This window comes from Streptomyces paradoxus (genome assembly GCF_014202475.1).
GTDB lineage: Bacteria > Actinomycetota > Actinomycetes > Streptomycetales > Streptomycetaceae > Streptomyces > Streptomyces paradoxus.
The window spans coordinates 170,624-188,149 of sequence record NZ_JACHGV010000005.1; the positions used below are offsets into that span (position 1 = coordinate 170,624).

At 72.5% G+C, this 17,526-nt stretch carries 17 protein-coding genes; 7 read left to right on the forward strand and 10 right to left on the reverse strand.

The window, feature by feature from the left end; translation table 11 throughout:
* Nucleotides 1–135: 135 nt before the first annotated feature.
* Together HNR57_RS18450 and HNR57_RS18455 are read left to right on the forward strand one after the other, a co-directional pair.
* Nucleotides 136–1,653: an AfsR/SARP family transcriptional regulator gene (locus HNR57_RS18450; protein ID WP_184561102.1), complete on the forward strand. Its 1,518-nt coding sequence runs from the start codon at nucleotides 136–138 to the stop codon at nucleotides 1,651–1,653.
* 84 nt (nucleotides 1,654–1,737) lie between these two features.
* Nucleotides 1,738–2,478 (forward strand): SDR family NAD(P)-dependent oxidoreductase, encoded by a 741-nt coding sequence (locus HNR57_RS18455; RefSeq protein ID WP_184561103.1) that lies wholly within the window; start codon nucleotides 1,738–1,740, stop codon nucleotides 2,476–2,478.
* 80 nt (nucleotides 2,479–2,558) lie between these two features.
* On the opposite strand, the gene HNR57_RS18460 is transcribed toward HNR57_RS18455, so the two are convergent.
* Complete coding sequence (locus tag HNR57_RS18460) at nucleotides 2,559–4,613, reverse strand: HelD family protein (RefSeq protein WP_184561104.1); 2,055 nt, start codon at nucleotides 4,611–4,613, stop codon at nucleotides 2,559–2,561.
* A gap of 350 nt (nucleotides 4,614–4,963) precedes the next feature.
* On the opposite strand from HNR57_RS18460, the gene HNR57_RS18465 reads away from it, so the two are divergent.
* Complete coding sequence (locus tag HNR57_RS18465; RefSeq protein ID WP_161366646.1) at nucleotides 4,964–5,152, forward strand: hypothetical protein; 189 nt, start codon at nucleotides 4,964–4,966, stop codon at nucleotides 5,150–5,152.
* A gap of 19 nt (nucleotides 5,153–5,171) precedes the next feature.
* Here the strand turns inward: HNR57_RS18465 and HNR57_RS18470 are convergent, their stop codons facing one another.
* Entirely contained in the window at nucleotides 5,172–6,815 is a 1,644-nt protein-coding gene (locus HNR57_RS18470; RefSeq protein WP_184561105.1) for a DNA repair helicase XPB, read from the reverse strand.
* 181 nt (nucleotides 6,816–6,996) lie between these two features.
* Between HNR57_RS18470 and istB the strand changes: the two genes are divergently transcribed.
* A complete protein-coding gene (gene istB, locus HNR57_RS18475) occupies nucleotides 6,997–8,226 on the forward strand; it encodes an IS21-like element helper ATPase IstB (RefSeq protein ID WP_184561106.1) in 1,230 nt (409 codons plus the stop codon).
* On the opposite strand, the gene HNR57_RS18480 is transcribed toward istB, so the two are convergent.
* The 3 genes from HNR57_RS18480 to HNR57_RS18485 all read right to left on the reverse strand — a co-directional run bounded on the left by HNR57_RS18480 (nucleotide 8,204) and on the right by HNR57_RS18485 (nucleotide 11,330).
* Nucleotides 8,204–8,392, reverse strand: coding sequence for a hypothetical protein (locus tag HNR57_RS18480; RefSeq protein ID WP_184561107.1), 189 nt, complete (start codon nucleotides 8,390–8,392; stop codon nucleotides 8,204–8,206). The genes istB and HNR57_RS18480 overlap by 23 nt on opposite strands.
* Nucleotides 8,393–8,491: 99 nt before the next feature.
* On the reverse strand, nucleotides 8,492–8,623 hold the full coding sequence (locus HNR57_RS40285; protein WP_281403892.1) for a hypothetical protein: 132 nt from the start codon (nucleotides 8,621–8,623) through the stop codon (nucleotides 8,492–8,494).
* A gap of 169 nt (nucleotides 8,624–8,792) precedes the next feature.
* The gene (locus HNR57_RS18485) at nucleotides 8,793–11,330 is read right to left on the reverse strand and encodes a helicase C-terminal domain-containing protein (RefSeq protein WP_184561108.1); all 2,538 of its coding nucleotides are present in this window, start codon (nucleotides 11,328–11,330) and stop codon (nucleotides 8,793–8,795) included.
* A gap of 155 nt (nucleotides 11,331–11,485) precedes the next feature.
* On the opposite strand from HNR57_RS18485, the gene HNR57_RS18490 reads away from it, so the two are divergent.
* Both HNR57_RS18490 and HNR57_RS18495 read left to right on the forward strand, forming a co-directional pair.
* Entirely contained in the window at nucleotides 11,486–12,472 is a 987-nt protein-coding gene (locus HNR57_RS18490; RefSeq protein ID WP_184561109.1) for a hypothetical protein, read from the forward strand.
* 44 nt (nucleotides 12,473–12,516) lie between these two features.
* Nucleotides 12,517–13,158, forward strand: coding sequence for an HAD family hydrolase (locus HNR57_RS18495; RefSeq protein WP_376772264.1), 642 nt, complete (start codon nucleotides 12,517–12,519; stop codon nucleotides 13,156–13,158).
* Here HNR57_RS18495 and HNR57_RS18500 read toward each other — a convergent pair.
* Nucleotides 13,137–13,385, reverse strand: a complete 249-nt coding sequence (locus HNR57_RS18500) for a hypothetical protein (RefSeq protein ID WP_039932946.1) — start codon at nucleotides 13,383–13,385, stop codon at nucleotides 13,137–13,139. The genes HNR57_RS18495 and HNR57_RS18500 overlap by 22 nt on opposite strands.
* A gap of 164 nt (nucleotides 13,386–13,549) precedes the next feature.
* Here HNR57_RS18500 and HNR57_RS40290 point away from each other — a divergent pair, with 164 nt between their 5' ends.
* Entirely contained in the window at nucleotides 13,550–13,933 is a 384-nt protein-coding gene (locus tag HNR57_RS40290) for a cold-shock protein (RefSeq protein ID WP_033312231.1), read from the forward strand.
* 4 nt (nucleotides 13,934–13,937) lie between these two features.
* Here HNR57_RS40290 and HNR57_RS18510 read toward each other — a convergent pair whose 3' ends face one another.
* From HNR57_RS18510 to HNR57_RS18525, 4 genes are all read right to left on the reverse strand, one after another.
* Nucleotides 13,938–14,795, reverse strand: coding sequence for a 1,4-dihydroxy-6-naphtoate synthase (locus HNR57_RS18510; protein ID WP_184561111.1), 858 nt, complete (start codon nucleotides 14,793–14,795; stop codon nucleotides 13,938–13,940).
* The gene (locus tag HNR57_RS18515; RefSeq protein WP_184561437.1) at nucleotides 14,785–15,495 is read right to left on the reverse strand and encodes a futalosine hydrolase; all 711 of its coding nucleotides are present in this window, start codon (nucleotides 15,493–15,495) and stop codon (nucleotides 14,785–14,787) included. The genes HNR57_RS18510 and HNR57_RS18515 overlap by 11 nt, the downstream gene beginning before the upstream one ends.
* Nucleotides 15,465–15,938: a DUF2771 domain-containing protein gene (locus HNR57_RS18520; protein WP_181361449.1), complete on the reverse strand. Its 474-nt coding sequence runs from the start codon at nucleotides 15,936–15,938 to the stop codon at nucleotides 15,465–15,467. Before HNR57_RS18520 ends, HNR57_RS18515 begins: the two co-directional genes overlap by 31 nt.
* 87 nt (nucleotides 15,939–16,025) lie before the next feature.
* Nucleotides 16,026–17,459, reverse strand: coding sequence for an MFS transporter (locus HNR57_RS18525; RefSeq protein WP_184561112.1), 1,434 nt, complete (start codon nucleotides 17,457–17,459; stop codon nucleotides 16,026–16,028).
* Nucleotides 17,460–17,526 lie beyond the last annotated feature (67 nt).

Consider the following 17,526-nt stretch of genomic DNA (forward strand, 5'->3'; position numbering starts at 1 on the left):
GTGACGGTGACCCGCGTGCGGTGATGTCCGCAACACCGAGTCGTACACCCCGCCTCCGCTGGGGTCGCCTCTGCACGGGGAAGCAGGGGATGTGCCCGTGCGTTGTGCCGTTGCATGAGCCTGCGCTTCTCACTGATGGGTCCGGTACGAGCCTGGCGCGACGAGGAGGAGATCGAACTGGGGCCGCGCCAGCAGCGGGCGGTGCTGGCGGCGTTGCTGCTGAACAACGGCATCCGGCTGAGCAACGACCAGTTGATCGGCATGGTCTGGGACGACCCGACGCCGAGCGCGGTGATGGCGTTGCGGACGTACGTGTACAAGATCCGCAAGCTCCTTCCGGAGCTGAACCTGAAGTCCAGGGACGGGGGGTACACCGTCCGCGCGGAGATCGTCCAAGACTGCCGCGGCGAGCCCTTGGAAGGCCTCCGGAGTGCCTACTTCGACGCGCAGCGGGTGCGGCTCGGCGACTACCGGCTCAAGGCGCGGGAGGACTGCCTCGAACGCGAACTCGACGTGCTGGAGCTGCAGAAGCACGTCGCCGCCTTCCCGCTCAGGGAACGACCGCGCGCCCTGCTGATGCGCGCGCTCTACCTGGAGGGCAGGCAGGGCGAAGCACTTGACCATTTCCACCGGGCGCGCGCACTCCTCGGCGAGGAACTCGGCCTCGAACCAGGGCCGGAGCTGCGCAAGGTCCACGCACAGATCCTCAAGGGCGACCTCACCCTGCCGCGCAGACCGGAGCAACTGCTGCCGGATCTACTCGACTTCACCGGCCGTGCCGAGGAGATCGCGCAGGCTCTCCGGGCGTTGCCGGGCACCGTGGGCATCACCGGGATGCGGGGCAGCGGCAAGACCGCGCTGGCCACCCGGATCGGCCATCTCGTCAGAGGCCGCTTCCCCGACGGGCAGATCTTCGTCAGGGGCGGGGACGTCGCCGACGAGCTGTTGCGCGCGGTCGGCGTGGAGAACCCCGTGGGCGACAAAGCCGCACTGTGGCGGGAGAAGGCACGCCACAAGCGTTTCCTGGTCGTGGTCGACGACGTGCAGGACGCGGCGGCCGTACGCGATCTCGCCACGCCCGGCTCGGCGATGATTCTCACGAGTGTCCGCCGGTTGCACGAGCTGCCGGGGGTGACCTGGCTGAAGATCGCCGGGCTGGCCGAGCGGGAGGCACGGGATTTCTTCCGCAAGGTCCTCGGCCCGGTGCGCGCGGACGCGGAACCCGGGCAGGCCGAGGCGCTGCTGGAACGCCTCTCGCGACTGCCGGGCCCGATCAGGGTGATGGGCGGCAAGCTCAGCTCGCGTCCTCACTGGACGATCGGGATGGTTCTGCTGCAAATGGAGCGGGAGAGCAGGCTCGACGGCGTGATCCCCTCCGACTGCGCTGCGATGTTCGCCCCGTTGATCGAGGCCGAGGAGCAGCTGAGCGATCCGGAACGGCACATGCTCATGTGCTTCGCGCGCCAGGACGCCGAGGTGATCGACAGCCACCATGCGGCGGAGATGTCCGGGGCCGACCCCGGCGAGATCGAGATGGTGCTGGAGTCGCTCACGGGCGTGCACCTGATCGAGCCGCTCGTACTCGGCCGCTACCGGCTGCCGCACTTCGTGCGCCTCTACTTCGCCCGGCGCACAGCGGCCCTGACCACCTGATTCATTTCGATGCCTGCGCGACCTGACCAGGCCGTATATGCCGAAATTATGCTCCGACGATCTGGCACCGCCACGTTTGCAGACATGTCAACCAACGAACTGCAGGACAAGAAGGCACTCGTCACCGGCGCCACGTCGGGTATCGGCCGCGCGGTCGCGGTCAAGCTCGCGGAGGCGGGTGCCACCGTCTACGTGACGGGGCGCAGGGCCGAGCTCGGCAAGGAGACCGTCGAGCTGATCGAGCAGGCGGGCGGGACGGGCCACTTCGTCGTCGCGGACGTCGCGAACATCGACGACGTCCGCAAGCTCGCCGAGGAGGTCGGCGAGGTGGACATCCTGGTGAACAACGCGGGCATCTTCCCGTTCTCGTCGACCCCTGAGCAGTCACTCGACAGCTACGAGCAGGTGTTCGACATCAACGTTCGTGCGTCCTACTTCCTGACGGCCGCCCTCGCGCCGGCCATGGTGGCCAGGAAGAAGGGTGCGATCGTCAACGTGTCGTCGGTCGCCGCGCAGATCGGCACCCCGGTCGGCTCCGTCTACAACGCCTCCAAGGCCGCGATGGACGCGCTGACCCGGTCGTGGGCCGTCGAGTTCGGCGCGGCGGGCGTTCGCGTCAACTCCGTGGCGCCCGGCCCGATCCGGACCGACATGGCCGTCGAGACGGTGGGCGAGATGTTCGAGGCGTTCAGCCGGAGCACACCGCTCACCCGCGCCGGCGAGCCCGAGGAGATCGCCGAGGCCGTGGTGTTCCTGGCCTCCGACAAGGCCAGCTACATCACCGGCGCGGTGCTCACCGCCGACGGCGGCTTGGTCGCGACCTGAGCGCAGGAGCGACTGCCGGGCGCTGACGGGCGACCCACGGGCATCACCGCCGGTGATGCCCGTTGCGCAGGTCCGGCGCGTCAGCGAAGGGTGGTCGAGGCCAACTGCGGCGGCAGCCCGGCCGCGTGCGTGACGATCAGGCCCGACACCGCTCGCGTCAGCGCCACATACAGACGTCGGAGCCCTGTCCGTTCGTCCGGTTCGCCGTCGACCACCGCCCGGGGCTCGTCCAGGACGACGTAGTCGTACTCCAGGCCCTTCGCCAGCGACGCCGGGACCAGGGTCAGGCGGGTGTCCTGGGTGGTTTCCTCGCCGGGGCCGAGGTACGGGATGCCGGCCTCCGTCAGGGCTTCGGCCAGTTCGGGCACGCGGGCGTCCGCCGCGATCAGGCCCGTCGAACCCTCGTGGCGCAGCGACTCGCGGCACGCCTCGACCACGTCCTTGGGGCCGGAGACCGGCCGGACCTCGAAGTGGCCTGGGTTCTCGCGGATCGACACGACCGGGGTGAGGCCCGGGGCGATGTGCGGGAGCAGCCGGGAGGCGTAGGTGATGACGTCCGTCGGGACGCGGAAACCGGCCGTCAGCTCCTCCACCAGGGCGTCCTGCTTGCCGAGGTGGGTCAGCGCCTCCTGCCAGCTCCGGGTCGCCCAGGGCGTGGTGCCCTGCGCCAGGTCGCCGAGGACGGTCGCGCTGCCGGTGGTGCAGCGGCGGCCGACCGCCCGGTACTGCATGGGGGAGAGGTCCTGCGCCTCGTCGAGGACGACGTGCCCGAGGGAGTGCGTGCGCTGGATCAGGTCGGTGGCCTCGTCGATCAGGACGGCGTCCGCGGGTGACCACCTGGCCGACTTCACGCTGCGCGCCGGCTTCGCCCAGAGGATCGCCTTCTGCTCCTCCTCGTCGAGGATCCCGTCGGCGTGGACGGCGAGGAACTCCGCGTCCGACAGCAGCCGCAGCACCAGCCTGGCCGGGTCGACGGCCGGCCAGACCGCCTTGACCGCCGCCCTGACCGCGCTGTTGCGGGCCACCGCGTCCTGCACCCGGTCGTCCGGGGCCTCACCCGACCGTTCCATCTGCACCAGCACGGCGTGCGCGATGCGCTGCGGCAGGGCCTCGCGGGCGGCGCCGTAGCGGATGTCGCGGTCGAGCAACTCGCGGACGATGTCCTCCAGTTCGTACGCCGGGACCCGCCAGCGGCGGGAGCCGCGCACGACCACGACCGGCTCGGTGGGCATCGTGACGTGCGCGTACAGGGCCCGCCTCAGCACCTGCGCCAGCCGGGCGTCGCCCTTGACGACGGCGGCCGCCGCGTCGTCCGTGCCCTTGATGTCGACGTGGGCGACGAGGTCGTCGACGGTGGCCTGCTGGACGGCCAGCTCGCCCAGCGCGGGCAGGACCTGCTCGATGTAGTGCAGGAAGGACCGGTTCGGACCGATGACCAGCGTGCCGGTACGGGCGAGCCGCTCGCGGTGGGCGTAGAGGAGGTAGGCGACCCGGTGCAGGCCGACGGCGGTCTTCCCGGTGCCCGGGCCGCCCTGCACGCACACCGTGCCGGAGAGGCCGGACCGGACGATCTCGTCCTGCTCCGGCTGGATCGTCGCGACGATGTCCCGCATCGGGCCGACACGCGGCCGCTCGATCTCCTGCTGGAGCAGCTTGCTGGTCCGGGCGGCCTCGGCCGGGTCCGACAGGTGCTCGTCCTCGTACGCCGTGAGGTCGCCGCCCGTGTAGCCGAAGCGGCGGCGCAGCGCGATGTCCATCGGGTCCTTCTTGGAGGCCCGGTAGAACGGCTGCGAGACCGGCGCGCGCCAGTCGATGACCATGGGGTCGCCGTCGTGGTCGTGCACGTGCCGTCGCCCGATGTAGAAGCGCTCCCCTTCCGCGCCTTCCGCCTCCTGGGCGCCGGGGGCGTGCAGGTAGTCGAGCCGGCCGAAGAACAGCGGGGTGCCGCTGAGGTCGGCGAGCGCCTTGATGCGCTCCTCGATCTGGTGGGCCAGCGCCTCGGCGTTGACCCAGTTCGCGGTGACGTCGCTGATGTCGAGGGCCTCGACGCCCTCGCGCATGGCACGCAGGGCGGAACGGGACGCGGAGAGGTGGGAGCGCTCACGCGCGAGCGGGTCGTCGACGGGCGTGGACAAGGGGGTGCCTCCGGAGGGACCTGCTGAAGAGTGGGCGGTGAGATACCGGCCGGTTTCCGTCCGGTCGGCGGCACTCCGTGGCGGAGGCGGGCAAGAGCGGAGATCTTAGAGGAGCGGGAGCGGTGACCGCGAACGGTTTTCCCGTCCCCTCTTTCCCGTCCCCCGGGTCTCCTCTTTCCCGTCCCCCGGATCCCCTCTTCCCGTCCCCCGGGTCCCCTCTTTCCCGTCCCCTAGGGGACGGGACCCTCCTCCCGGAAGGAGGGGGTCACCCCAGGGGCGTACGCGGACCGCCGCAAGGTTCGGTCCCGAGACCGACGCGGGCTTTACGGACGAAAACGCACCATGGAGACATGAGCGCAGCAACCATCTCCCCCGCCCCGGCACCGGGCCGCCCGCCCGGCGCCACCGCCGTGGCAGGCAGCCACCGCCACCGTCTTGGCGATGCCCTGCGCGCCGTCAAGGTCTTCGCGGGCGCAGCCTTCGACGTGGTCGTCCTCGGTCAGTACGGAGAGGAAGTAGGCGTGGTCCGCCGCAAGTGAGCGGTCCGGCCCGGCCCCGTCAGCTCTCCGCCAGCAGCTCGTCCGCGTCCATGATCCGGTACGCGTAGCCCTGCTCCGCCAGGAAGCGCTGGCGGTGGGCGGCGAAGTCCTGGTCGATGGTGTCCCGGGCGACCACCGAGTAGAAGTGCGCCTGGTGGCCGTCGGACTTGGGGCGCAGCACCCGGCCGAGGCGCTGGGCCTCCTCCTGCCGGGAGCCGAAGGTGCCCGAGACCTGGATGGCGACCGTCGCCTCCGGCAGGTCGATCGAGAAGTTCGCGACCTTGGACACGACGAGCACGCTGATCTCACCCTCGCGGAAGGCGTCGAAGAGCTTCTCCCGCTGCGCGTTCGACGTCTCGCCCTTGATCACGGGCGCCCCGAGGTGCTCACCCAGCTCGTCCAGCTGGTCGATGTACTGGCCGATGACGAGGATCTGCTGCCCGGCGAACCGCCGCACGATCGCCTCGGTCACCTTCCGCTTCGTCGCGGTCGTCGCGCAGAAGCGGTACTTCTCCTCCGTCTCGGCCGTGGCGTACGCCAGCCGCTCGGAGTCCGTCAGATTGACCCGGACCTCCACGCAGTCGGCGGGCGCGATGTAGCCCTGCGCCTCGATCTCCTTCCACGGCGCGTCGAACCGCTTGGGACCGATCAGGGAGAACACGTCCGACTCCCGGCCGTCCTCACGGACCAGGGTGGCGGTCAGGCCGAGCCGCCGGCGCGCCTGGAGGTCGGCGGTGAACTTGAAGACCGGCGCGGGCAGCAGGTGCACCTCGTCGTAGACGATCAGCCCCCAGTCCCGCGAGTCGAACAGCTCCAGGTGCGGGTAGACGCCCTTCCGCCGGGTCGTCAGCACCTGGTAGGTGGCGATGGTGACCGGGCGGATCTCCTTGCGGGTGCCGCTGTACTCGCCGATCTCGTCCTCGGTGAGCGAGGTCCGCTTCACCAGCTCGTGCTTCCACTGCCGGGCGGAGACCGTGTTCGTGACGAGGATGAGGGTGGTCGACTTCGCCTGCGCCATCGACCCGGCCCCGACCAGCGTCTTCCCCGCGCCGCAGGGCAGGACGACGACGCCCGAACCGCCGTGCCAGAAGTTCTCCACGGCCTGCTTCTGGTACGGCCGGAGCGCCCAGCCGTCCTCGGCCAGCTCGATCTCGTGCGCCTCGCCGTCGACGTACCCGGCGAGGTCCTCGGCCGGCCAGCCCAGCTTCAGCAGCGTCTGCTTGATCTGCCCGCGCTCGGAGGGGTGCACGGCGACCGTGTCCGGGTCGATGCGGGCGCCGACCAGCGGCGTGATCCGCTTCGACCGCAGGATCTCCTCCAGCACCGGGCGGTCGGTGGTGGTCAGGACCAGCCCGTGCGCCGGGTGCTTGGACAGGGTGAGACGGCCGTAGCGGTCCATCGTCTCGGCGATGTCCACGAGCAGCGCGTGCGGCACCGGGTAGCGGCTGTACTGCACGAGCGCGTCCACGACCTGCTCGGCGTCATGCCCCGCCGCGCGGGCGTTCCACAGGCCCAGCGGCGTCACACGGTAGGTGTGGATGTGCTCCGGCGCCCGCTCCAGTTCCGCGAACGGGGCGATAGCCCGGCGGCAGTCGTCGGCCTGCTCGTGGTCGACTTCCAGGAGCAGGGTCTTGTCGGACTGGACGATCAGCGGACCATTCACGCGCGGCACCCTTTCTGTGGCCGGAGGGCTCGGACGGCTCGACAGCGCGAAGCCTCGGCCAAACGTCCAGTGTGCCTGATCGGCCGCGTCGGGTGGTGTGATCTGCGCGTCCAGTCCTACTGAATGCCTATTCATCCCAACGTGTGGTGTGAATTCAGTTTTTCCATCGCGGCCCCGAAGAATGGCGAAGGTGCAGAACCCGACGACCACCACGCTCGGATACGCCCTGTTCGCCACCCGCTGGCTCCAGGCCCCGCTGTACTTCGGGCTGGTAGCCGCCCAGGGCGTCTACGTCTACAAGTTCTTCAAGGAGCTCTGGACCTTAATCCTGATGTGCTTGGGCGGGCACGCCACCGAGACGTACGTCATGCTCGCGGTGCTCAAGCTCGTCGACGTCGTCATGATCGCCAACCTGCTGATCATGGTGATCGTCGGCGGCTACGAGACGTTCGTCTCGCGCATCGGCCTCCAGGGCCACCGTGACCAGCCCGAATGGCTCTCGCACGTCAACTCCAACGTGCTGAAGGTCAAGCTCGCCACGGCGATCGTGGGCATCTCCTCCGTGCACCTGCTCCAGATGTTCGTGGACGTCCACCACACCTCCCGGCACGCCCTGCTGTGGGGGACGGTGATCCACATGGCGTTCATCGCCTCGGCCGCGATCCTCGCCTACATGTCGGGGCCGATGGTCGCCCACACGGACCGCGGACACGCCGACCGCGCGCCGGTCCCGCCCGCGCAGGCCGGCGACCACGGAAGCCGGCAACAGACGGAACCGGAATCCGAGAGGCCCCCTGCCGCCGTCATCCCCCCGCGGTCCGACCCCGACGCCGACACCGAGGCACGGATCCGGGCCGCCGGGTTCCCGGCGCGCAAGGTGCTGGAGGACTTCGACCAGCAGCATCCCCGGGGCTTCGACCGGGAGGCTCTGGCGCGGCTCGGCAAGGCGGACTTCGTCGACGCCCGGCGCAACGTGGTCTTCGTCGGGCCGCCCGGCACCGGCAAGACCCACCTGGCCGTCGCCCTCGGTGTGCGGGCCTGCCAGGCCGGGCACCGGGTGCTGTTCGCGACCGCCGCCGAGTGGGCCGCCCGGCTCTCCGACGCCCGGGCCGCCGGCCGGCTCGACGCGGAGCTGACCGCTCTCGACGATCACCCCCTCCTGATCGTCGACGAGGTCGGCTACACACCCTTCGACGCGGCGACCGCGGGCCTGTTCTTCCGGCTCGTCGCGCACCGGTACGAGCGGGCCTCACTGATCCTGACCAGCGACCGCCCGCTCGGCCGCTGGGACGAGGTCTTCGGCCCGTCCGCCCCGGCGATGACGGACCGCCTCGCCCATCACGCCGAGATCGTGCGGCTGGACGGCGACAGCTACCGGACGCGCCGCGCTACTTCGGCGTGGGCAGACTGACGTTCTGCACCAGCGGGCCTTCGATGGAGATCCCCTCGGTGACCAGCGGCTCCACCGCGGTGACCGGCAGGGGCAGCGGCAGCGCGGAGGCCGCGGCGGCGGAGGGCGCGAGGACCCCCACGAGCACGACGGCACAGACAGCGACGGCGGGCAGGTTCTCACGCATGAGGACGACCGGGCCTTTCACGGGCTGAGGGACGGGGGACACCGCACCGCGAGCCGGTCCGGGGCGCCTGGACCGGCCCGACGGGTGCGCGGGAGCGGATCAGATCTGCGGTGTCTCCAGGACGAGGCCGGCGACATCGATGCCCACCGCGGAGGCCGGGGTGACGAGCCCCCCGAACGTCATCAGGGCGACGGTGGCGAGGACGGCGGCGACTCGGCGGATAACGCGCATGCGGAGGACTTCCTTTCGGCGGAGCTCACAGGACACCCGGTGGCTGCCCCCGCGCACACGGCGTGATGCGGCACGCCCGGGAAGGTCGCCCGCGCGTGGGACACCCCCGGCGTGGCGTGTATGAACGCCCGCCTGCACCCGAACGGGTGATACGGGCCGCGAGCGGCCGTCAGCCCGCGTCGTCGGCGAGCTCCGCGACCCCGGTGATCCGGTGCAGCGGATACGTACGGACCTCGTCCGCTGTGTGGTCGAACGCCGTGACGAAGCCGCCCTCGACGCGGACCGGGGCGATGACCCGCTGGCTGGCGGCGCCCTCGGCGTTGACGTAGCCGATCCACAGGGCCTCGCCGGTGAGGACGGCGGCCTGCATGGTGGCGAGGGTCTCGGCCGCACCGGTGCGGGGCAGTTCGCCCTGGGCCGCCGGAGCCGCGCCGGGCTTGCGCGGGGCGGTGGAGGCGAGGTCGCCGGCCCGGATGGCGCGCAGCGCGGCCGCGAGGAGGGTGCCGTCGGGGACCGGCGGGCCGTCCGGGACCGGCTCGGGCGCGGTGCGGGGCGGGGTGCGGTGGGCCAGGGCGCGGGTGATCAGCACATCGCCCTCGGCGGACTCGGCGGCCGGCGCGAACCCCATGGCCCGCAGGCCCTCCAGCAGCCCGGCCGGGTCGGCCTGCGCGGCCAGCACGGTCGGCGCGAGCCGCCGCAGCCCGAGCCCGGCGGCCCGCTTGTCGGCGAGGATCTCGCTGAGCACCGCGTCGTCGTCGCAGCGCACGTACGCCGAGGCCGCGCCGACCCGCAGATGGCCGTGCCGCCGGGCCACGTCGTCGATCAGGTACGCCAGCGGCTGCGGCACCGGCGTGCGGGAGTGCGCGGCGAGGAAGGCGTGCAGGTCGGAGGCGGCCTGCCCGGCGTCCAGCGCCCGCCGCACCGAGCCGGGCGTGAACCGGTAGACGGTCGCCCCGCCCTTGGACTCGACGTCCGCCAGCACACCCAGCATGTCCGCGAGCGGCCGCCGCAGGGGCCCGGGCGCCACGGCCGTCAGGTCGGCCTGGAGCAGCACGTGGTCCAGCGGCTCGGGCAGCAGCGGCGCCAGCAGCCGGGCCGCGGCGGCGGAGGCGACGGCCTGCTCGGCGGGGGAGAGGGGAGCGAGCGGTGCGGTGCGGTGGTGGTGGACGGGCAGCTTGTCCCCCGGCCCCGACGGTTCCGCCTCCGGGCCCGGCGCGGGAGCCGCGGGCGCGCCCAGCAGCGCCCGGCCCTGGGCCGACAGCGCGCCCCGGCCCGTGACGCCCAGCAGTTCCGCCTCGGACAGGGCCCACTCGGCGAGCCGGCCGCGCAGGTCGTCCTCCCGCCGGTCGCCGCGCAGCGGCCGCTCCCAGCGCAGCCGGGCCAGCACCGACCCGGCGGCCGGGGCGGCGCCCTCCGGCAGCCCGGCCAGCAGCGCCAGCACCCGGTGCCGCACCTCGGGCGCCGCCGAGCGGTCCAGGCCCGGCCCGAGCGCCGACAGCGTACGGTCCTTGGCGTCCCGCCCGCCCACGAGACCGGCCGTGCGGGTCGCCGCCAGCCAGGCCGTGACCAGCCGCGACCAGCGCTCGGCGGGCGGCTGCTCCAGCCACTCGTCGTACGCCGGGGTCGCCGCGTACCGCTCGTCGGCCTCGCCGTCCGAGGCGATCAGGCCCGCCGCGTACGCAAGCTCCACCCAGAACGCGGCGGCCGGCTCGGGCACGTCGAGGGCGACCGCGGTCCGCTTCAGGTCCCGCACGCTCAGCCCGCCGGCCCGCAGCACCGCCGGCCCGCCCTCGTCCCAGTCCTTCAGCAACTCCTCGACGGTCGCGAGCGCGGTGTACGCCTGTCCGGCCGCGGCGCTGTCCACAACCTGTGGACGGTGAACGGCCGCCGCCTCCACGACCGGCGGCACCGGCTCGGGCGTCCGGTGCGCCAGGCCGCGCCGCAGGTGCAGGGCGACCTCGCGCGGCAGGACGACCGTCCCGGGCGCCGTCGGAAGCAGCAGCCCGCGGTCCAGCAGCCAGCGCAGCCGGGGCGCCGGATCGGCGGTGACCTGCCCGTACGGCGGCCCCCACACCAGGCGTTCCAGCACGTCCAGGGAGTCGGCCGGGGCGTCGGCGAGCAGCGCGGCCATCCGGGCCCGGTCCGTGAACAGCCCGGCCAGGGCGGTCACCGCGGAGACCGAGTCGTGCGTCGAGGCCAGCCCGGCGGCCGTGACGATCTCCTGGATCCGCCCCGGCGACATCCCGGCGGTGGCCTCCTGGACCGTCGGACCGAGCCCCGTCGGCGAGGGGTGCTGCGGGGAGGGGGCCAGCAGCTCACGCGCCGTGCGGACCAGCCGCAGCCGGTCGTCGGCGCCCCAGACCAGGGCCTGCTCGCGCAGCAGGTCGACGGCGTGCGGCAGGGCCGCGACGACGGCCGGGTCGGGGGCGTCCCCGGCCATGAGCCCGAGCAGTTCGCCGTACGTCGCCGGGTCCGCCGCCACGGCCAGCGCCTCCGCCGTCTGCAGCGCGAACCGGTCCAGCCGCTCCAGGGCCCGCACGACCGAGGCTCGGGTGCCGGCGCGGGTCGCGAGCTGGGTGAGGTCGGTGGGGACGGGCGTGATGAGATCCGGGCGGCTGCGCAGGAGCGCGCCCAGCGCGGCGTCGCCCCGCGCGCGGAGCGCTTCCGCGAGGGAGCGGGGGGCCGGGGGCCTGTCCTCGGTGCTCATCCGGTCCACGGTAGCGGGTCGCCCCCGGCGGCCGGGCCGACTGTGAGCGGCCTCGCCTCCCCCGGACGCGGGACGGGCTTTTGGCCGCTCTGCCGGTCCTCGCGGTACCGTCGTCCGACGGCGTCACGCAACGCACCCGCCCCGGAGGGGACTTCGTGGGGATTGAGAGCGACCAGGTCGTTTACGAGTATCTGAGCCGCGTCGGCGACGTGGCCCAGCAGCGGCAGTTGTCGTCGGCCACCCGTATGCGACTGGTCGCGGACCTGCGCAACGAGATCGACAAGCGCCGTGCGAAGGCCACCGTCGACTCGCCCGCCGCCGTCCGCCGCATCCTGTCCCGGCTGGGCAGCCCCGACGATGTCGTGACCGCCGCGGCGGGCGGCACGGGCGGTGAGCCGTACGGTGCCGCTCCCGCCGCCGTCCCGGTGCAGCGCGAGGCCGCGCCGCAGGAGCGGGCGAAGGGCGCCGTGCGGCGCGTCGTGCCGCGTCCCCGCCCGGCGCGGCCCGCCGAGCCCCAGCCCGCGCCGTCCGACGGCCCGGCCCCGCCGCACCTGGCCGCCGGGCACGAACTGGGCGACAGTGCGGTCCAGCCGGACTGGTGGCGGGTGGACAGCAGTCCCTTCGGCGTGGGCGACGAGGTGCCGGGCTTCGTGGGTGGCGTGGAGCTGCCGGACCTGCTGAAGCCGCCGGCGCCGCGGAAGCCGGAGAAGGAGAAGCCGGACGCCGAGGAAGCGGAGCCGGTCGTCGAGGCGGCGGAGGTGGCCGAGGCGGGGAGCCGCCGCCGTCTGCCGCGCCTGCCCTCCGGGAGCTGGAGCAACCCGCTCCTCCTGGCCGCCGCCGCACTCCTGGTCGCCGGTGCCGTGCTCGGCAACTGGTTCGTCCTCCTGCTCGGCTGGCTCATCGCCTACGCCTCACGCCGCCTGTCCCAGACCGAGACGAAGTGGGCGGTGGTGATCCTGCCCGGCCTCTCCGTGGCGGGGGGCCTGGTGTGGCTGTGGGGCCGGATGAACGGCCGCTGGGGCGAACCGATCGCCGAGGGCCACATGAACGCCGCGGTGGCCGAGACCTGGCCGTGGGTGGTGCGGGGAGCGGCGGTGGCGTCGGCCCTGTTCCTGGTGTGGCGCTCGCAGCGCACGCGCTAGGGCCGCCACAGCCGGACGCCTGTCGTTCACACCCTCTGGGCACAATGGCCCATATGGCCTTCAAGACCCCGCCCGCACTCACCGTCGGCTTCGACCTCGACATGACCCTCATCGACTCCCGTCCCGGCATCCGGGCCTGCTACCAGGCACTGTCGGAGCGGACGGGGACGTACATCGACGCCGACCTGGCGGTCACGCGGCTCGGGCCGCCGCTGGCGGAGGAGCTGATCAACTGGTTCCCGGCCGAGGAGGTCGCGGCCGTCGCGGACCTGTACCGGGAGATGTACCCGACGATCGCCATCGCCGCGACCCCGGCGCTGACCGGCGCCCGGGAGGCCATCGCGGCCGTACGGGAGGCCGGCGGACGCGCGATAGTCGTCACCGCCAAGTACGAGCCCAACGCCAAACTGCACCTCGCCCACCTCCGCATCGAGCCCGACGCCGTCATCGGCGACCTGTGGGCCGAGCAGAAGGCGGAGGCGCTGCGCGAACACGACGCGGGGGTCTACGTCGGCGACCACGTCGGGGACGTGCGCGGCGCCCGGGCCGCCGGGGCGCTCTCGGTCGGGGTGGCGACCGGCCCCTGCCCTCCGGAAGAACTGCGCGCGGCGGGCGCGGACGTGGTCCTCACCGACCTGACCGAATTCCCGCGGTGGCTTTCGGACTACCGTCCCGCGCGCGCCTGACGCCGGCCCGCCGCGACGGAACGCAGCACTCCCGCTCCGGCCATCAGGAATCCGACCGCCATGAGCATGCTCAATCCGAACATGTACGTCGGAAAGGGAGTCGTCCCGAGGAACAACGGGGCGACCGTGACCAGTGTGGCCACAGCGCCGATGAAGAAGACGACGGCTCCGGCACGGACGAGGCGGTCACCGGGAGCGGCGGAATTCGTTTGGGTTTTGTCACGCACCCGACCAGGGTAGTTCCCAGCGCGAAGGAACAACCGGGTGACGTCTTGTCACCGGCTGCAAGAGCATTAGCCTGGGTACCGGCGGGTCCGTACGACCCGCCCGAGTGCTATCAAGAGCCGTTTCCAGAAGCAGTTTTCCGACGAGTACGAGGACGAGGACAGACGTGCCTACCGGCAAGGTCAAGTGGTTCAACAGCGAGAAGGGCTTCGGCTTTCTCTCCCGCGACGACGGCGGTGACGTCTTCGTCCATTCCTCCGTCCTCCCCGCCGGAGTCGACACGCTCAAGCCCGGTCAGCGCGTGGAGTTCGGCGTGGTCGCCGGACAGCGCGGCGACCAGGCGCTGTCCCTGGCGATCCTGGACCCGACCCCGTCCGTCGCCGCCGCGACCCGCAAGAAGCCCGACGAGCTGGCCTCGATCGTCCAGGACCTGACGACGCTCCTGGAGAACATCACGCCGATGCTGGAGCGGGGCCGCTACCCCGAGAAGACGGCCGGCAAGAAGATCGCCGGCCTGCTGCGCGCGGTCGCCGACCAGCTGGACGTCTGAGGCCTCAGGGAAAACGCAGTGCGTCCGGGCCGAGGGGCGGTACGAGCCCTTCGGCCGCCGCGCGGGTGAGCAGCCCGCGCACGGCCGCGTAGCCGTCCTCGCCGAGGCCGGCGGTGAACTCGTTGACGTACAGCCCGATGTGCTGATCGGCGACGGCCGGATCCATCTCCTGGGCGTGTTCCATGACGTACGGCCGGGACACCTCGGGATCGTCCCAGGCGGCGCGCACGGACGTGCGGATGGAGTCGGCGAGCAGCCGCAGCTTCTGCTCGCCCAGCGACCGCTTGGCGATGATCGCGCCCAGCGGGATCGGCAGTCCGGTGGTGTTCTCCCAGTGCTCGCCCATGTCGGCGAGCTTGTGCAGCCCGTAGTTCCGGTACGTGAAGCGCGCCTCGTGGATCACGAGGCCGGCGTCGACCTTGCCGTCCCGCACGGCCGGCATGATCTCGTGGAACGGCATGACGACGACCTCGCCCACCCCGTCGGCCACGGTGTCCGCGGCCCACAGCCGGAACAGCAGGTAGGCCGTCGACTTCTCGCTCGGCACGGCGACGGTCCGGCCGGTGAGTCCCCCAAGCTCCCGGCCCGCCTCCCGCGTCAGGACCAGCGGCCCGCAGCCCCGCCCCAGCGCGCCCCCGCAGGGCAGCAGGGCGTAGTCGTCGAGGACGTAGGGCAGCACGGCGTACGACACCTTCAGCACGTCGAACTCGCCGCGCTCGGCCATGCCGTTGGTGACGTCGATGTCGGCGAAGGTCACGTCGAGGGCGGGGGCACCCGGCACGCGGTCATGGGCCAGGGCGTCGAAGACGAAGGTGTCGTTCGGGCAGGGCGAGTACGCGATCTGCAGCTGCTCAACTGTCATGCCGGTTCCAACCCTCCAGTACGGCGGTGAGCTTCCCGAACCCCTCGGTCAAGGCTGCCAGAGCGTCCGGGATGCGCCAGGCGGCGCGGTCCCTCGGCCCGACGGGATTGGAGATCGCCCGGATCTCCAGCACGGGCACCCCCTGCGCGGCGGCGGCCTCGGCGACGCCGAAACCCTCCATGGCCTCGGCGAGGGCGGTGGGGTGCCGCTCCCGCAGGGCGGCGGCCCGGGCAGCCGTCCCGGTGACCGTCGACACCGTGAGCACGGCCCCGGTCCGGGCCCCGGCGGCCTCCGCGACCCGCCGTACGAGATCCGCGGGCGGCTGGTGCCTGACGGTGCCGAAGCCGAGCTCGGTGACCGGCACGAAGCCGTCCTCGGTCTCGGCCCCCAGATCGGCCGCGACGATTCCGTCGGCGACGACCAGCGACCCCAGTGGCGCCCCGGGCTGGAACCCGCCCCCGATCCCGGCGGACACGACGAGGCGGTAGGGCTCGCCCCGCAGGGCGGCGGCGGTGAGGGCGGACGCGGTCCCGGCGGCCGCGAGAGCGGGCCCGACACCGACGGCGATCACCTCGATGCCGCTGTCACCGGGGCAAGCCCTGGCCACCGCGTCCCGCTCCACGGGAACGGCGGTGGCTACGAGGACCCGGCCGAGCCCAGCGGCAGCGATCAGGCGTCCTTCTTGAGCTTGAAGTTCCAGAGGCCGGACGCGTCCTTCTCGCCCTCCTTGATGGAGACCAGCGTCGAGTTGCCCTGCGCGCCGTACTGGGCGTTGAAGAACACGCTGCCCGGGATCGTGCGGTACGTCTTCGTGCTGGAGTCGGTCAGCGGCTGACCGTTCATCAGGATCGTCCAGCCCTTGTCGGCGATCTCGGGGTCGACACCGAAGCGCACCGTCTCGTCGGGGTCGACGGAGATGCTCTTGATGCCCTTGTCCTTCAGGCACCCCGCGAGATCGGACTGCTTCAGGGCGTCGCCCTCGCCACCGCAGGTGGCCTCGGAGTTCACCGAGTCGCTGCCCACGGTGACCGTGGCCATCGGAGTCGGCTTGTCACAGGCCGACAGGACGAGCAGTCCGGCGGATACGACGCCGGCGACGGCGACGGCGCGGCGGCGTCGCACAACGGATTGCAACGTGTTCATGGGCGAAGGCTATCGGGCCCTCGGGTCGCACCGCCCACGCGGGGTACGGCTCCCTGGCAGATCCATCAGAAGGGCCCCCACCCGGCCCTACGCCACGCGCGCCCGGCCCGTGCCCCCGCGCCGGGCCGAATCCAGCAGCCCCCGTACGGTCGTCAGCCACCCGGTGCCGACGATGGCGGCGCCCACCGCCAGCCCGGCCGTGCCGTTGAGCGGCATCACGATGCCGACCGCCCCGCCCAGCACCCAGGACATCTGCAGCAGGGTCTCGGAGCGCGCGAAGGCCGACGTCCGGACCAGTTCCGGCACGTCCCGCTGGATCAGCGCGTCCAGGGAGAGCTTGGCCAGGGCCTGGGCGAACCCGGCGACGGCGGCCAGCGCGGCCACCAGGGCCGCGCTGAAGAACACCGCGGCCGTGATCGCCGCACCCGCCACGCAGGCCACGACCGTCACGATGATGATCTCCGGTGCCCGGGAGCGCAGCCACGCCCCGACGGCCGTGCCGAGCGCGTTGCCCACACCCGCCGAGACGGCCACTATCCCCAGCGACACCGCGGCGCTCTGGCCGGAGACCGGGTGCTCGCGCAGCAGGAACGCCAGGAAGAAGATCAGGAACCCGGTCAGGCAGCGGATGGCGGCGTTGGCGGCCAGCGCGTGGGTGACGGCCGGACCGACCGTGCGCAGCCCGGGGCGCTTGACCGGCTGCCGGTGCGGCCCGTGCAGGTGCTGCTCGTCCGCCGCCAGCAGGGCGCGGTCCTCGCCCTTGGCGGAGTCCACCTTCGGCGGCAGCGTGAACGACAGGATCGTCCCCGCCACGAAGAGCACGAAGGCGCCGAAAAGGGGCCAGCGCGGACCGATCTGCTGGAGCCCGGCGCCGATGGGCGCGGCGATGCCGGTGGCGAGGAGACCGCCGAGGGTGACGCGCGAGTTGGCCTTCACCAGGGAGAAGCGCGGAGGCAGCAGCCGGGGCACGACCGCGCTTCTGACCACGCCGTACGCCTTCGACGAGACGAGGACGCCGAGCGCGGCCGGGTACAGCTCCAGGCCGCCGCTGACGACCGCGCCGGACAGGACGATCGCGAGCAGCGCCCGGGCCAGCATCGCGCCGGCCATCGCGGCGCGGCGGCCGTGCGGGATGCGGTCGAGGAGCGGGCCGATGACGGGCGCGAGGAGGGTGAAGGGCGCCATGGTGATGGCGAGGTACAGGGCGACGCGGCCGCGGGCCTCGTCGGTGGGCACCGAGAAGAAGACCGTGGAGGCGAGGGCGACGGTGATCATGACGTCGCCGGCGCCGTTCACGCCGTGCAGTTCGATCAGCTTGCCGAGGCCGGACTCGCCGGCGCCGTGCGCGTGGGTCGCCTTGCGGATGCCGCGGGCGGTGCCGGTCACGGGGAAGTGCAGGGCACGGCCGACCGCACGGAGGGAGCCGCCCAGACGGCCCGGTCCGTTCAGTCGGCTGCTTCCCTTGACCCCTTTCGACCCACCGGTCCCGGTGGCGCCCGGGGGTGTCTTCGCGGCTGCCACGTCGTCATAGTGCCCCGATAAGGCTGTGGGTAGTGCCATTACCGCTTGTATAGGGCCTGTGGGGTGA

What these genes read in the sequence shown, in the direction of transcription:
- HNR57_RS18465 (WP_161366646.1), top strand. Translation starts at nt 4,964, where the DNA reads ATGAGCGCAGCAACCATCTCCCCCGCCCCGGCACCGGGCCGCCCGCCC.
- HNR57_RS18450 (WP_184561102.1), top strand. Translation starts at nt 136, where the DNA reads ATGGGTCCGGTACGAGCCTGGCGCGACGAGGAGGAGATCGAACTGGGG.
- HNR57_RS18480 (WP_184561107.1), bottom strand. Translation starts at nt 8,392, where the DNA reads ATGCGTGAGAACCTGCCCGCCGTCGCTGTCTGTGCCGTCGTGCTCGTG.
- HNR57_RS18485 (WP_184561108.1), bottom strand. Translation starts at nt 11,330, where the DNA reads ATGAGCACCGAGGACAGGCCCCCGGCCCCCCGCTCCCTCGCGGAAGCG.
- HNR57_RS18520 (WP_181361449.1), bottom strand. Translation starts at nt 15,938, where the DNA reads ATGAACACGTTGCAATCCGTTGTGCGACGCCGCCGCGCCGTCGCCGTC.
- istB (WP_184561106.1), top strand. Translation starts at nt 6,997, where the DNA reads ATGGCGAAGGTGCAGAACCCGACGACCACCACGCTCGGATACGCCCTG.
- HNR57_RS18495 (WP_376772264.1), top strand. Translation starts at nt 12,517, where the DNA reads ATGGCCCATATGGCCTTCAAGACCCCGCCCGCACTCACCGTCGGCTTC.
- HNR57_RS40285 (WP_281403892.1), bottom strand. Translation starts at nt 8,623, where the DNA reads ATGCGCGTTATCCGCCGAGTCGCCGCCGTCCTCGCCACCGTCGCCCTG.
- HNR57_RS18510 (WP_184561111.1), bottom strand. Translation starts at nt 14,795, where the DNA reads ATGACAGTTGAGCAGCTGCAGATCGCGTACTCGCCCTGCCCGAACGAC.
- HNR57_RS18455 (WP_184561103.1), top strand. Translation starts at nt 1,738, where the DNA reads ATGTCAACCAACGAACTGCAGGACAAGAAGGCACTCGTCACCGGCGCC.